The organism is Streptomyces sp. NPDC049879 (assembly GCF_044461265.1).
In the GTDB taxonomy this organism is placed as follows: domain Bacteria; phylum Actinomycetota; class Actinomycetes; order Streptomycetales; family Streptomycetaceae; genus Streptomyces.
The window spans coordinates 640833-654368 of record NZ_JBITKT010000002.1; the positions used below are offsets into that span (position 1 = coordinate 640833).

At 69.3% G+C, this 13536-nt stretch carries 11 protein-coding genes and 1 tRNA gene; 7 read left to right on the forward strand and 5 right to left on the reverse strand.

All coding sequences use genetic code 11. From position 1 onward, the window contains the following. Positions 1 to 11 precede the first annotated feature (11 nt). From ACIBPC_RS10000 to ACIBPC_RS10010, 3 genes are all read right to left on the reverse strand, one after another. Positions 12 to 1124: an FHA domain-containing protein gene (locus ACIBPC_RS10000; RefSeq protein ID WP_398842545.1), complete on the reverse strand. Its 1113-nt coding sequence runs from the start codon at positions 1122 to 1124 to the stop codon at positions 12 to 14. Positions 1125 to 1277: 153 nt separating this feature from the next. Further along, positions 1278 to 1772: a RidA family protein gene (locus ACIBPC_RS10005; protein WP_362965065.1), complete on the reverse strand. Its 495-nt coding sequence runs from the start codon at positions 1770 to 1772 to the stop codon at positions 1278 to 1280. Next, complete coding sequence (locus ACIBPC_RS10010) at positions 1769 to 1933, reverse strand: DUF4177 domain-containing protein (RefSeq protein WP_129841541.1); 165 nt, start codon at positions 1931 to 1933, stop codon at positions 1769 to 1771. The genes ACIBPC_RS10005 and ACIBPC_RS10010 overlap by 4 nt, the downstream gene beginning before the upstream one ends. A gap of 149 nt (positions 1934 to 2082) precedes the next feature. Here ACIBPC_RS10010 and ACIBPC_RS10015 point away from each other — a divergent pair, with 149 nt between their 5' ends. After that, positions 2083 to 3045: an ArsA family ATPase gene (locus tag ACIBPC_RS10015; RefSeq protein WP_398843035.1), complete on the forward strand. Its 963-nt coding sequence runs from the start codon at positions 2083 to 2085 to the stop codon at positions 3043 to 3045. Then, positions 3042 to 4295, forward strand: a complete 1254-nt coding sequence (locus tag ACIBPC_RS10020; protein ID WP_398842548.1) for an ArsA family ATPase — start codon at positions 3042 to 3044, stop codon at positions 4293 to 4295. The genes ACIBPC_RS10015 and ACIBPC_RS10020 overlap by 4 nt, the downstream gene beginning before the upstream one ends. An 18-nt stretch (positions 4296 to 4313) precedes the next feature. On the opposite strand, the gene ACIBPC_RS10025 is transcribed toward ACIBPC_RS10020, so the two are convergent. Beyond that, positions 4314 to 4667, reverse strand: a complete 354-nt coding sequence (locus tag ACIBPC_RS10025; protein ID WP_362965060.1) for a WhiB family transcriptional regulator — start codon at positions 4665 to 4667, stop codon at positions 4314 to 4316. Between the two features lie 341 nt (positions 4668 to 5008). On the opposite strand from ACIBPC_RS10025, the gene ACIBPC_RS10030 reads away from it, so the two are divergent. Then, complete coding sequence (locus ACIBPC_RS10030; RefSeq protein ID WP_398842552.1) at positions 5009 to 7276, forward strand: transglycosylase domain-containing protein; 2268 nt, start codon at positions 5009 to 5011, stop codon at positions 7274 to 7276. 76 nt (positions 7277 to 7352) lie between these two features. On the opposite strand, the gene ACIBPC_RS10035 is transcribed toward ACIBPC_RS10030, so the two are convergent. Next, complete coding sequence (locus tag ACIBPC_RS10035) at positions 7353 to 7817, reverse strand: GatB/YqeY domain-containing protein (RefSeq protein WP_398842555.1); 465 nt, start codon at positions 7815 to 7817, stop codon at positions 7353 to 7355. Between the two features lie 35 nt (positions 7818 to 7852). On the opposite strand from ACIBPC_RS10035, the gene ACIBPC_RS10040 reads away from it, so the two are divergent. The 4 genes from ACIBPC_RS10040 to ACIBPC_RS10055 all read left to right on the forward strand — a co-directional run bounded on the left by ACIBPC_RS10040 (position 7853) and on the right by ACIBPC_RS10055 (position 12220). Continuing rightward, positions 7853 to 8794: a metallophosphoesterase gene (locus ACIBPC_RS10040; RefSeq protein ID WP_362965054.1), complete on the forward strand. Its 942-nt coding sequence runs from the start codon at positions 7853 to 7855 to the stop codon at positions 8792 to 8794. 43 nt (positions 8795 to 8837) lie between these two features. Next, a tRNA-Pro gene (locus ACIBPC_RS10045) sits at positions 8838 to 8911 on the forward strand. Between the two features lie 262 nt (positions 8912 to 9173). After that, entirely contained in the window at positions 9174 to 9572 is a 399-nt protein-coding gene (locus tag ACIBPC_RS10050) for a hypothetical protein (RefSeq protein ID WP_398842557.1), read from the forward strand. After that, a complete protein-coding gene (locus tag ACIBPC_RS10055) occupies positions 9569 to 12220 on the forward strand; it encodes a KGGVGR-motif variant AAA ATPase (protein ID WP_398842560.1) in 2652 nt (883 codons plus the stop codon). Before ACIBPC_RS10050 ends, ACIBPC_RS10055 begins: the two co-directional genes overlap by 4 nt. Positions 12221 to 13536 lie beyond the last annotated feature (1316 nt).

A 13536-nucleotide genomic window follows, 5' to 3' on the forward strand; every position in this document is an offset into this window, starting at 1 on the left:
TGGCTTTTCCCTCACTCACCGTCATGGTGGTCGGCCCGCGCGGCGGCCCGCCGCCACTCCTCGGCGATCTCGGCGGGCAGCCGTCGCCCGCCGCGCGCGAGCGTGACGCCGGGCACCGGCTCGACGACATCGGTCACCCGCAGGACGGTGGAACGCTCCCCGCTCAGCCGCGTCCAGCCGCCACCGCCAGGACCCGGGCGCCACAACCGCGTACGTCCGCCGCTCAGATCGAGCAGCCGCACCGCGTCAGGCGCCACCCGGATCTCCAGGTGGCGGTCGGCGATCCGCGCCGTCTCCGCCGGGGGCAGCAGCCCGTCGACGGCGAGCACGCGGCCCGTTCCCCCGGCGTCGTCCGCCGCCCGGCCGAGAACGGCGCGTGTGCCCGCATCGAGGTGGAAGCGGTGGACCGTCCCGTGGCCGTGGAGCAGCTTGAGCTGGGCGACCGGGACGCGCGGCCCGTCGTCGGCCAGCGGGACGTGGTGCCACTCGCACACCGGCGCCCCGTCGTGGAGACGCGGCAGCAGGACGGCCTCGCCGCGCCTGCGGTCGTAGAGGGAGCACGTCCGCTCGGGACAGCGCCAGTGCCGGGCCACGATGTCCGGGAGCGGCGTACGCGGCGGTCCGGCCGGGCGCGCGTGGCCCGGGACGACGCCCATGTCGCGTTCCACCAGGTGCGCGGTGCGGCCGGGGGCGGGGCGGGGGGCGAGGAACTGCGTGGTGTTGCCCTGGAGCCAGGGGTGGCCGGCGCGGTGGGCGGCGTAGGTGCCGCGGCCGATGACGGGCAGGCCCGTCATCCCGGCGATGTCGAGCAGCGGGCCGTCCGCGTCCGGGAGTTCGGTGACGAGCCCGGACTTGGCGAGCCGTTCGAGCCGGTCGATGTCCAGCCGGTCGGGGTACTCGGTGCGGGCCGCCCGCAACCCCTGCCCGGCGATGGCGTGCACCGTCACCCACCGGTCCCGCAGCCGGTCGCCGAGCGCCTGGACGACGAGCCGCAGCCGGTCGAGGGACCGCGCCCCCGGGGGCCCGAGGCGGGCGTCGCGCACCACGTCGGACAGGTCCACCAGCGCGTCCGCCCGCTCGGGCCGGTCGGTGAGGTGCCGCTCGTACGCGAACGGCGCGCTCACCGCGGATCGCCTCTGCTCACGCCACCCTCCGCACACCCGGGGCCGCACCGGCCCCACCGGGCCAACGCGCCATTGTGGCACGGAGCTTGGGCCCGGCACCGGGGTCCGGCGCGACTTCGGGGCGCGCGTTCGGGCGGTGTCAGGACCGCGGCGTCAGGAGGCCGCGGGCCCCTCGGCGGCGGTGTCCGTCCTGACCTCCACCAGGATCTCGACCTCCACCGGCGCGTCCAGCGGCAGCGCCGCCACGCCGACCGCGCTGCGCGCGTGCCGCCCCGCCTCGCCGAAGACCTCGCCGAGCAGCTCGCTCGCGCCGTTCACCACCTGCGGCTGCGCCGTGAAGTCCGGCGCCGACGCGACGAAGCCCAGCACCTTCACCACCCGCACGACCCGGTCGAGATCGCCCACGACCGACTTGACGGCCGCCAGCGCGTTCAGCGCGCACAGCCGCGCCATCTCGTACGCCTGCTCGGCCGTGACGCCGGCGCCGACCTTCCCGGCGTACGGCAGCGCCCCGTCCACCAGCGGCACCTGCCCGGACGTGTACACGTACGAGCCGCTCAGCACGGCCGGCACGTACACCCCCGCGGGCGGCGCGACGGGCGGGACCGCGAGCCCGATGGCCGCGAGCCGGTCCTCGACGACGCTCATGCCTGCCCGCCCTTGGGGCGCTTGAAGTACGCCACCAGCTGCTCCGGGTTCGGGCCCGGGATGACCTGCACCAACTCCCAGCCGTCCTCGCCCCAGTTGTCCAGGATCTGCTTGGTCGTGTGCACCAGCAGCGGAACGGTCACGTATTCCCACTTGGTCATGGGCCTCACTCTAGGCCCTGACCGGCCCTCGCCTCCGCCGAGCCGGGTCCCCCCGCCCGCGCTCCGGCGGCGCCCCGTAGGCTCGCCGCTGTGAGCCCCGGGCCACGGCGTCCGCGGGACCGGACGCGACGTGTCGGAGGGACGGCGTGGTGCGCAGGCTCCATGTGATCAGCGGCAAGGGCGGCACCGGCAAGACCACCGTCGCCGCCGCCCTGGCGCTCGCCCTCGCCGACAAGGGCCGCCGCACGCTGCTCGTCGAGGTCGAGGGGCGGCAGGGCATCGCCCAGCTCTTCGAGACCCAGGCCCTCCCGTACGAGGAACGCCGCATCGCCATCGGCCCCGGCGGCGGCGAGGTCCACGCCCTGGCCATCGACGCGGAACGGGCCCTGCTCGACTACCTCCAGATATTCTACCGGCTCGGCGGCGCGGGCCGGGCGCTGCGGCGGCTCGGCGCCGTCGACTTCGCCACCACCATCGCGCCGGGGCTGCGCGACGTCCTGCTGACGGGCAAGGCGTGCGAGGCGGTCAGGCGCCGCGGGCCCGACGGCCGGTTCACGTACGACGCCGTCGTCATGGACGCGCCGCCCACCGGCCGCATCACCCGCTTCCTCGGGGTCAACAGCGAGGTCGCGGGGCTGGCCCGGGTCGGGCCGATCCACCACCAGGCGCAGGCCGTCATGCGCGTGCTGCGCTCGCCCGAGACCGCCGTGCACCTCGTCACGCTGCTGGAGGAGATGCCGGTCCAGGAGACCGCGGACGGCATCGCCGAGCTGCGGTCGGCGGGGCTGCCGGTGGGCGCGACGGTCGTCAACATGGTCCGGCCGCCCGTGGTGGCGGGGGTGCCCGGCCCGGCGGACGGCGACGAGCCCGCCCGCCTCGCCGCCCTCACCGCCGCCCTCGCACGCGCGGGACTGCCCGACCCCGCGCGTACGGCCGCCCCCCTGCTCGACCAGGGCCGCGCGTACGCCCACCGGCTCGCCCTGGAGGCCGACCGCCGCGCCGAACTGGCCGCCCTCGGCCTCCCCGTCCACGAACTGCCGCTGCTCGCGGACGGCATCGACATCGCGGGCCTCTACCGGCTCGCCCGCCTGCTGCGCGACCAGGAGTGGTGACCGTGGACGACGCCCCCGTACCCGCCCTCGCCGTCGACCCGCTGCTCGACGACCCCGCGACCCGGATCGTCGTCTGCTGCGGCTCGGGCGGCGTCGGGAAGACGACGACCGCCGCCGCGCTCGCCCTGCGCGCGGCGGAACGTGGGCGCCGCGTCGTCGTCCTCACCATCGACCCGGCGCGCCGCCTCGCGCAGGCGATGGGCCTCACGGAGCTGGACAACGTGCCGCGTCCCGTTCCGGGTACGGCGTCGGAGGCGGGCGGCGAGCTGTTCGCCATGATGCTGGACATGAAGCGGACGTTCGACGAGATCGTCGAGGCGCACACCGACCGGGACCGCGCCGCCGCGATCCTCGCGAACCCCTTCTACCAGTCGCTGTCCGCCGGGTTCGCCGGGACGCAGGAGTACATGGCGATGGAGAAGCTGGGGCAGCTCGCCGCGCGCGGCAGCTGGGACCTCATCGTCGTGGACACGCCGCCGAGCCGTTCCGCCCTCGACTTCCTCGACGCGCCGCAGCGGATGGGCTCGTTCCTCGACGGCCGCTTCATCCGCGTGCTGATGGCGCCGGCCAAGGCGGGGGGCCGGGCGGGGCGGAAGGTGATGAGCCTGGGCGCGGCCGGGCTCGGCATGGTCACCGGGACGCTCGGCAAGGTGCTGGGGGCCGGGCTGCTGCGGGACGTGCAGACGTTCGTCGCGGCGATGGACACCATGTTCGGCGGCTTCCGGGCGCGCGCGGACGCGACGTACCGGCTGCTGCAGGCGCCCGGCACGGCGTTCCTCGTCGTGGCCGCGCCCGAGCGCGACGCGCTGCGGGAGGCGGCGTACTTCGTGGAGCGGCTGGCCGCCGACCGCATGCCGCTGGCCGGTCTCGTCCTCAACCGCGTGCACGGCGCGGCCGTCCCCGGACTGAGCGCCGAGCGTGCGCTGGCGGCGGCCGAGGCGCTCGGTGCAAAAAATCTTGCGGAGAACGTGGCGCCATCCGGCATGGACGATCATCGCACCGGGGATGCTCACTCCGAGGACGACCGCCCGACCCCCACCCCGGACCCCGCCGACCCGGCGGACGCGCTCGCCGCCGGCCTGCTGCGCGTCCACGCCGAGCGCAGCGGGCAGTTGGCGCGCGAGCAGCGCGTACGGGCCCGCTTCACCGCCGTGCACCCCGAGGTGCCCGTGGCGGAGGTGGCCGCCCTGCCGGGCGACGTGCACGATCTGACCGGCCTGCGCGCGATCGGTGAGCTGCTCGCCGGCTGAGGCCCGTGCGGCCGACGGCTATCCGGCGTTCGCGTACGCCTCCAGGCCGGGGCCGTCGAAGCCGGGCTCCGCCCCGCCGCCGACCGGCCGCACGCCCCGCTCGTACTCCGACCGCGCCGTCTCCAGCAGCCTCCGCCACGACGTGACGGTCGGGCGCCTGCGCAGCAGCGCGCGCCGCTCCCGCTCCGTCATCCCACCCCAGACGCCGAACTCCACGCGGTTGTCGAGCGCGTCGGCCAGGCACTCGGTCCTCACCGGACAACCGGTGCAGACCGCCTTCGCGTGATTCTGCGCCGCTCCCTGTACGAACAGATCGTCCGGATCGGTCGTGCGACAGGCCGCCTGCGCGGTCCAGTCCGTAAGCCAGCTCATGTGCCGGTGCCGTCCTTCCCCGAAACCAGGCTCCCCCACGGCGGCGATTGGCATATTCGCCTCGCCGGTTGAGGACGTTACGGGCGGGAGCCAGAGCACAACACCCCCAAGGGGCCTAATCTCCCATGGCCCATTCGGACTATGCGGCATACGGAATCACTCGTAAGGGTGAACGAGAGAGGGGCCGGTCAGCGGGGTGGCAGCCGGGGCGTGCGGCGTCGTCACAAACTCACCCCAACGGGTGATCTTCAACTTGACGGCCGTCATTTTGTCTGAACCGTGAGCAGCCTAGGCGAACAGATGGACCCCTGTCCGGGGTTTGAGAACGTAGGCTTGCCGTCATGGGTAGGAAGCGTCCGGGTGGCGGGCTGAGCGCGACGCAGCACATCGCCAAGTTTCTCGGGGTCAGCGTCGTGTCCGGCGCGGTACTCGCAGGTCTCGCGCTGCCGGCCGCGGGAGTCATCGGACTCGCCGCCGCCGGCACCATGGAGGGCTTCGACGACATCCCGGAGATGATGGAGCGGCCACCGCTCAGCCAGAAGACGACGATTCTGGACGCCGACGGCAACAAGATCGCCGACGTCTTCAGCCGCAACCGCACGGTCGTCGAGACGGACGAGATGGCCGAGACGGTGCGGCAGGCCATCGTCGCCATCGAGGACGCGCGGTTCTACGAGCACGGCGCCGTCGACCTGCAGGGCATCGTCCGCGCCCTCACCCGCAACGTCGAGTCGGGCAGCGTCGAGCAGGGCGCCTCCACGCTCACCCAGCAGTACGTGAAGAACGTGTTCGTCGAGGCCGCGGGCGAGAACGAGGAGGCCGTCGCCGAGGCGATGTCGCAGAGCGGACCCGAGGGCCTCGGCCGCAAGATCCGCGAGATGAAGTACGCGATACAGCTGGAACAGGAACTGTCCAAGGACCAGATCCTGGAGAACTACCTCAACATCACGTACTTCGGCCGCCAGGCGTACGGCATCGAGGCCGCCTCCCAGCTCTACTTCTCCAAGCACGCGGCCGACCTCGACCTGCGCGAGTCCGCGATGCTCGCCGGCCTCGTCCAGTCCCCGACCGCGTACGACCCGATCGGCAACCCCGACGCGGCCATCGCGCGGCGCAACACCGTCCTCGACAAGATGGTGGAGTCCGGCGACATCACCCAGGCCGAGGCCGAGGAGGCGCAGGCGTCCGACCTGGGACTCAACGTCAGCGAACCCCGCGTCGGCTGCATCACGGCCGTGAACGACGCCGGGTTCTTCTGCGACTACGTCCGCCAGGTCTTCCTCAGCGACCCGGTCTTCGGCGAGACCCAGCAGGACCGCGAGGCCCGCTGGCTGCTCGGCGGCATGACGATCACGACGACCCTCGACCCGCAGGCCCAGGCCTCCGCCGCCCAGGCCGCCGCCGACGGCGCTGACCCCGACGACGAGGCCGTCGCCTCCGTCGTCCAGGTCGAGCCGGGCACCGGTCGCGTCGTCTCGATGGCGCAGAGCCGCCCGTACGGCATCGACGCCGAGCAGAACGAGACCCAGATCAACCTCAACGTCTCCCATGCCATGGGCGGCGGGGACTTCGGCTTCCAGCCCGGCTCGACCCTCAAGCCGATCACAGCCGCCGCCGCTCTGGAATCCGGCATCAGCCCGTCGCTGACCTACGAGACCGAGGCGGAGATCGAGGTGGACATGGCGGACTTCACCGACTGCGACAACAACCGCCTCGGCAACTCTAGGACGGACCCCTGGGAGGTCGGCAACGAGCGGGAGGACGAGTTCGGCACCTGGGACATGATGAGTGCCCTCGGCGAGTCCATCAACACGTACTTCGTCCAGCTCGAACGTGACGCCGGCCTGTGCGAGACGGTCACGCTCGCCCGTGAGATGGGCATCGAGCGGGGCGACGGCGAGCCGCTGGAGGTCGTCCCCTCCTTCACCCTCGGCACTCAGGAAACTCCCCCCCTCGCCATGGCCAACGCCTACGCGACCTTCGCCAACCACGGCACGTACTGCACCCCGGTCGTCATCACCTCGGTGGTCGACGCGGACGGCGAGGAGATGCCCGTCCCCCAGAGCGAGTGCAACCAGGTCATGTCCGCGCACACCGCCGACACCGTGACCCAGATGCTGGCGGGTGTGGTGGAGGACGGCACCGGTGCCAGGGTCGGCCTCCAGGACCGCGACAACGCGGGCAAGACCGGTACGTCCGAAGAGCGCAAGAACGTGTGGTTCGTCGGCTACACCCCCGAACTGTCCACCGCCGTCCGCGTCGGCGGCGACGCCGGGCTGTTCCCGATGGAGAACGTCACCATCGGCGGCACGTTCTTCGAGCGCGCCAGCGGCGCCGGGGTCGCCGGCCCGATCTGGCGGCAGGCCATGCAAGGCACGCTCGAAGGGACGACGCCTGGCACGTTCACCGACGTCAACGTCCCGCGCGGCGACACCGACGGCGACGATGACGACGACCGGGACCGCGACCGCGACAACCGCCCCGGCGGCGGCAACGGCGGCAACAACGACAACCGCCCCGGTGGCGGCGGCGGTGGCCGTGACGACAACGGCGGCGGCTTCGACTTCGGCGACCTGCCCGACATCGAGTTCCCGCCCAACCGCGACTGACCGCGGCCCGGCATGAGGAAGGCCCTCCCGGCGCACGACGCGCCGGGAGGGCCTTCCGCCGTTCTCCCGCCCGCCCTCAGCCGGCCAGGGCCCGCTTGACGGCCGCGGCGACCCGGCCGCCCTCGGCCCGCCCGGCGACCTTCGGGTTCACGATCTTCATCACCGCGCCCATCGCCCGCGGCCCCTCGGCGCCACCGGCACGCGCCTCCGCCACGGCGTCCGCGACGAGCCCGTCCAGCTCCTCGTCGCCGAGCTGCGCCGGCAGGTAACCGGCCAGCACCTCGCCCTCGGCCCGCTCCCGTTCCGCCTGCGCCTGCCGGTCCCCCAGCGCGAACGCCTCCGCCGCCTCGCGCCGCTTCTTCGCCTCGCGCGCGATGACCTTCTGCACCTCGTCGTCCGAGAGCTGCCGCGCCTGCTTCCCGGCGACCTCCTCGTTCGTGATCGCGGTCAGCGTCATCCTGAGGGTGGCGGAACGCAGCTCGTCCCGCTGCTTGATCGCGGCGGTCAGGTCGTTCTGGAGACGGGACTTGAGGGAGGTCATGCCCACCATTGTGACAGCCGTGACACGATGTCCCCATGCGCGCGCGATACCGCATCCCCCTCACCGCAGGCCTCACCGTCGCCGGTCTCGGCGCCGCCGCGGTCGGCTACGCGGCGGGCTTCGAGGTCCGCTCCTTCCGTCTCCGCCGGATCAGCGTCCCCGTCCTGCCGCCCGGCGCCAGGCCGCTGCGTCTCCTGCAGGTCTCGGACATCCACATGGTCTCGGGCCAGCGCAAGAAGCAGCGCTGGCTGCGCGCGCTCGCGGGGCTGCGCCCCGACCTCGTGATCAACACCGGCGACAACCTCTCCGACCCCGCCGGCGTCCCCGAGGCGCTCGACGCCCTCGGCCCGCTGATGGAGTTCCCCGGCGCGTACGTCTTCGGCTCCAACGACTACTACGCCCCGGCCCTGCGCAACCCCGCCCGCTACCTCGCCGAGCGCGCCTCCGGCCGCCACGGCCTCAACGGCAACAGCCCCGCGCGCAACGTCCCCCGCAACCCCTGGTGGGAACTGCGCGACGCCTTCGACGCCGCCGGCTGGCTCAACCTGACCAACACCCGCGGCCGCCTCACCGCCGCCGGCCTCGACATCGCCCTCACCGGCCTGGACGACCCCCACATCAAGCGCGACCGCTACGACGAGGTCGCCGGCGGCCCCGACCCGGAGGCCGACGTCTCCCTCGCCGTCGTCCACGCCCCGTACCTGCGCGTCCTCGACGCCTTCGCCGCCGACGGCTACCCCCTGATCCTCGCCGGCCACACCCACGGCGGCCAGCTCTGCATACCCTTCTACGGAGCCCTCGTCACCAACTGCGACCTCGACCCGGCCCGCGTGAAGGGCCTCTCGACACACGAATCCGAGGGCCACCGCGCCTACCTCCACGTCTCCGCGGGCTGCGGCACAAACCGCTACACCCCCGTCCGCTTCGCCTGCCCCCCCGAGGCAACCCTCCTGACGCTGACCCCCCGCGATACCTGATTTCCCCCACACGGCCGGTTCGGCTAGAGTGGTCCCCGCAAGACGGGGTGTGGCGCAGCTTGGCAGCGCGCTTCGTTCGGGACGAAGAGGTCGTGGGTTCAAATCCCGCCACCCCGACAGCTGGAACAACTGGTCAGGGGCCTGATCCACTCAGTGGATGAGGCCCCTGACGTAATTTCAGGACACTGCAACCAATGGAAGCTCGGGATCCCACCAACGCTCGGCCTCGTACGCACCTAGAGACTTGGGCGACCTCCAGGATGCACTGCAGAGTGAAGTCTCCCTCACACTCACGCACCCTGCGAGCGGGAAAGTCAGCCTCGTTCACATCACGATCCTTCCAGGGTACGGGTAGCATCACTCAGCGGAGAGGAGTCGGATGAGTAGCTTCAACGAAGTAGCGAACCTCCGGGCCGCCGAGGTTCAGACACTGGCAGAGTCGAAGAAGACTCTCGGTGCGGTCTATCTGGCTGGCTATGTCGTGGAGTGCCGGCTCAAGCACTTGCTGCACCTGAACGGCATCCCCTTCCCCCGCAGTGGCCGAGAGGGCCATAACCTTCGCGGCCTATGGCAGAGTGCGGGGCTCACCAAGCCCTACGGCCACGCCTCGCTGTTCATTGATCACTGGGACACGGAACTGCGGTACAAAGTCGCTCTTCCTGTTGGTGTCGACGCCGAAGACCTGCTACAGGGAGGTCAGCACCTGGCAGGCTGGGTCGCGACGCGCGTAAGACAGACACGTTCCCGAGTCGAGAGCCGTAGAAGGAGGCATCGGTGAACGAAAGGTTGAACACCCCGTTTAAAGACAGTGTTCCCCGGGCCGTCGTAGAAACCATTCACGCCGCACTTCCCGGCTCCGACGTCAGGGTCATTCCAGATGCCGGAGGCTTTGTCGTGCGTGTCATCTCGGAACACTTCGACTCGCTTCCCGAAGCGGAACGCCACGCCCGATTCCAGGAGCACCTGCCCCCTCGGATCGCCAGCCAAGTCCACACCTGGGAGTTGCTTACGGAGTCCGAGGCACCCTGGTATGGCGATCTTACAATGACAGCTGCTTCTCCGCCCGTCTGGTCCACCGCGCTTGACCGCGTCGAGGATAAGGAAGTCCCCTCGGCACAGATCACGTTTGCCAGCGACCTCGACCAGGACCTCAACTCCGCCCCGGTTGTTACCTTTTATAGCCTCAAGGGCGGGGTAGGGCGCAGCACCGCTCTGGCGGCCGTAGCTCGCCGCCTGGCCTCCGAACACGGCCTGCGGGTCCTTTGTGTCGATATGGACCTGGAAGCCCCTGGTCTCGATACCCTTTTCGGTATCTCTGAGGAAAGTTTGTCCGATATTGGCGTGGTTACCGTTCTCCTCGCCTATGAGTTCGGCGAGACGCCTTCAATCTTGGACCACGTTGTCCCGATCGACGATAACGGCCGCTTGTTCTGTATGCCTGCTGGCCGGATCGACAGCACTTATGCCGCCCGGCTCCGATCCCTAGAGCCAGAGATCTGGTACCGCGAACGCGTCAACGCGTTGCACCGGCTCATCGACGACGCTCGGGACTCCACGCTCCGCCCGGACGTGGTACTCATCGATTCGCGCACCGGTGTTAGCCCCGTAGCGGCCCCTCTTCTGTTCGACGTCTCCGACATGGCCGTGGTCTGCTTTCATCCCCATAGCCAGGCCAGGAATGGCACCGAACTGTTGAGCGGCGCACTGCTGAGCTCAATCACTCGTCGCCAGGCGCTGGTCCCTTTGACACCCGAGCCCCGATTCGTGGTGTCTCCGATGCCCCCTGGCCAAAGCGCCCCCCGGCTTGCGGATCGGGCTAAGTCGTGGATCGACAAGTGGCTGCAGCCCTTTAATGAAGCCCGCCGTGGCGCTCCTGTGCTGTCTGCAGAAGAGATCACTCACGTTGTTCCCTATAGTGCCGAAGTCTCCTTCTCGGATACGGTCACGTCAGACAGTATTCGCCTCGCCCCCTATGCCCGCATCGCCGACTGGATCCTGCAAATCGTCCCAGAGCCCGCCCTGCAGCGTAGCTTGCAGAGCCAGACTTCGGAGAGTAAGGCCACTGCTCTGGCTCAACTGTCCTTCTCTACCGGTACGGCCGAGGAGTTGGACAGCGAGCAGTTCCTCCAGGACTACGTAGTTACTCGCCAGGTGAGCGAAACGGCGGACCCCAATACCCCTCTAATCTTGGGGCGCAAGGGCACGGGTAAAACGGCACTTTTCCGATGGCTAGCCGCAGGCGGCTTGCCGGGATGGACTCCCGTCGCCGTAACGACTCCTAGTTTTCGAGAGCGCCCGGACTGGTCTTTTGGTCCAGATAACTATGATGCAATCGATCAATATATCGTCACAAGTGGCCAAGACTGGGGAACTTTTTGGCAAATTCTGATTGCTCTGGCAGTGCATCGGACCGAAGGCGTGACCGACGACGCTGGAGCGCCGCATCCCGCGATGCGGAATCTCGAACCTGGAGATTTTGCTGCTACTCAAGCGATCCTCGAAGTCTTGCGGGACCCGATGGGTGCCCTGCGATGCGTCGACTGGCTGCGTAAGGTTGATGCTGAAGAAAGTTCTCAGCTCCTGTTGCTCTTCGACGGGCTCGACACCGCATTCGGTAATACGCCTATGCAACGCAGGCGCCGCTCGCATGCCATCGCCGGTCTCCTCGCAAAACAGGCTGAGCTCGCCTCCAAGCTCAAAAATTTTAGCCTCAAAATCTTTGTGCGTCAAGACATTTGGAGTGGTTTGCGATTCGAAAATAAAAGTCACTTTTACGGTCTCTCCCGCAGGCTCCAATGGGAGGATCAACGTGAATACTTCAAAGTCGTGCTCAAGCGTGCTGTCCATGCAGCTGCCTTTCGAGATATCCTCGGCACTGCCGACAAGTCTTTGGTAGGGACTGACGTCGCTTCTTGGACGCCTGCGCAGGTCGATATGGCATGGAGTTCGCTTGTCGGCGAGCGCATGCGTGGCGAACGCACCGCCTTTACATCTAACTGGGTCTGGAACCGCCTCGCCGACGGTAATGGCGACCATTCCCCCCGGTCGTTGCTGCAGCTGTTCGCTGCTGCACTGGAGTGGGAGCGGGAGGAGGAGAAGCGTAGTGCCTACGACCGCTCGGTCTTGCGTCCTCGCAGCCTTGCCCTCAGCCTGGAGCGCGTAAGCGAGCCAGCCCTATCAGCCCTACTGGACGAGGAGTTCCAGGAACTCCGGTCCGTGGCTGATGCTCTCAAGGATTACGGCCGCACACCCATCGGCGAAGAGGTGCTACGCGACGCACTCGACGAGACCCCTGAAGACTTGATTGCCCTGGCCAGGGAAGCTGGCCTCATCACACCGAACGAGACCGACGACGACGCTCGGTCGTTCCGCGTTCCCGATCTCTACCGCTGGGCGCTTAGCGTCACGCGAAGAGGCCCGATGTAGGGCATCTGGAGCTTGTTCGACATTGCCATCACCACGACATTTGACAGAACGGTCCTGCGTATCATCCGGCCTCGCCTGAGGTCGGCTGGCTAGGTTGGTCCGTGAGAGGCCCGCAGCCTCATCGAGCGCTCATAAGCGGTCGGCAGGCGCTCGGACGATATCGTGCTGAGTGAGGCACGGGTGGCGCTGGTGAGCGGTAGGAGGCGTTGAAGTTTCTGTGGTGATCGAATAACTTCGGACATCTTGATCTTTTCTCTTTCTGGGCTGGTGATGGCCAAAATGGGTGGCTCCTGTGGAAGCAGGGACGATCGCGGCCGTGTGGTACGCATGGTCGTCCGTGTCATGCGGTAAAGAGAAAGAGTGGGGTGGGTATGGCAGGTTCGCCGGTAGTGGGGCGGGACGGAGGCGTGTGGCGCCCGTATCAGGACGAGCCCGTGCTTACCCCAGCCATGACCGGCGGACCGGGCGCCTGCCCGCCGCGGGAGGCCGTGCGACTCCGCCGCTTCCTCGGCGCCCTGGTCACCACCAGGACCGCTCCGGCGCACACGGCCGTCGCGATCAAGGCCGTCTACTTCGACTTCGACACCGCCACGGGAGGGTATGTTGAAGGCCCGCTCGACTTCGCGCTCGTCGCCAACGGCAACCGGGTGGGACGCGCTGCTGACCTGCGCTGTGATCATGGTGCGGACGAGCAGGGACCTCGTGCCTGCGGAGGTCGTCTACGAGGAGGGCGCCCACCCGCTTCTCGGCACGGACGGAGACATGCCCGGCTGACTCTCCGGCGCTCCCGCCGCCGCGCGTGGTCCGGGACTCCTCGCGCCTGATCCGGAGCCCTGTCTGGGTGAGCGGCTGGTGTTCGACAATGACGCTTTCGGACGTGCGCTGTCCGCGTCCTCGGAGCGGTTGAGCCGCCTGAGCAGGCGTGGCGCAATCGAGGCGTCTGGGCACGTGCTGGTCGAGTCCCGGTACATCGGGCAGGCTGAGATGGACGACAGAGCCTTCTACGTCGAGCTCCTCCTCGGACCGGGACGAGACGTCCTGATGAGTCCTCTCGTGCCTGCACCGTTGCCGTTCCTGCTGCCACGGGGAGCGGGCTTTCCTCTTTGCGGTTAGCACTGACCGTTCTGATGGAGACAGTGCGTGAGGCACTGGAGGCGCTGCCCGGGGCGAGGGTCTGGGGAGACTGCACGTTCTCCCGATCGTCCATGGCGGCGCGGTTGATGCACCGCGGCCCGCTGGGAGGGGACGACTTGGGAGCACGTAGCCCTCTCCATCGCACGCTCGGCCTTCCCCCGCCCGACCAGGGACGAACCGGT

Bases quoted from the DNA above. Each gene is read 5' to 3' on its own strand.
- ACIBPC_RS10005 (WP_362965065.1), bottom strand. From the start codon at position 1,772: ATGAGCGTCGTCGAGGACCGGCTCGCGGCCATCGGGCTCGCGGTCCCG.
- ACIBPC_RS10010 (WP_129841541.1), bottom strand. From the start codon at position 1,933: ATGACCAAGTGGGAATACGTGACCGTTCCGCTGCTGGTGCACACGACC.
- ACIBPC_RS10025 (WP_362965060.1), bottom strand. From the start codon at position 4,667: ATGAGCTGGCTTACGGACTGGACCGCGCAGGCGGCCTGTCGCACGACC.
- ACIBPC_RS10030 (WP_398842552.1), top strand. From the start codon at position 5,009: ATGGGTAGGAAGCGTCCGGGTGGCGGGCTGAGCGCGACGCAGCACATC.
- ACIBPC_RS10035 (WP_398842555.1), bottom strand. From the start codon at position 7,817: ATGACCTCCCTCAAGTCCCGTCTCCAGAACGACCTGACCGCCGCGATC.
- ACIBPC_RS10040 (WP_362965054.1), top strand. From the start codon at position 7,853: ATGCGCGCGCGATACCGCATCCCCCTCACCGCAGGCCTCACCGTCGCC.
- ACIBPC_RS10050 (WP_398842557.1), top strand. From the start codon at position 9,174: ATGAGTAGCTTCAACGAAGTAGCGAACCTCCGGGCCGCCGAGGTTCAG.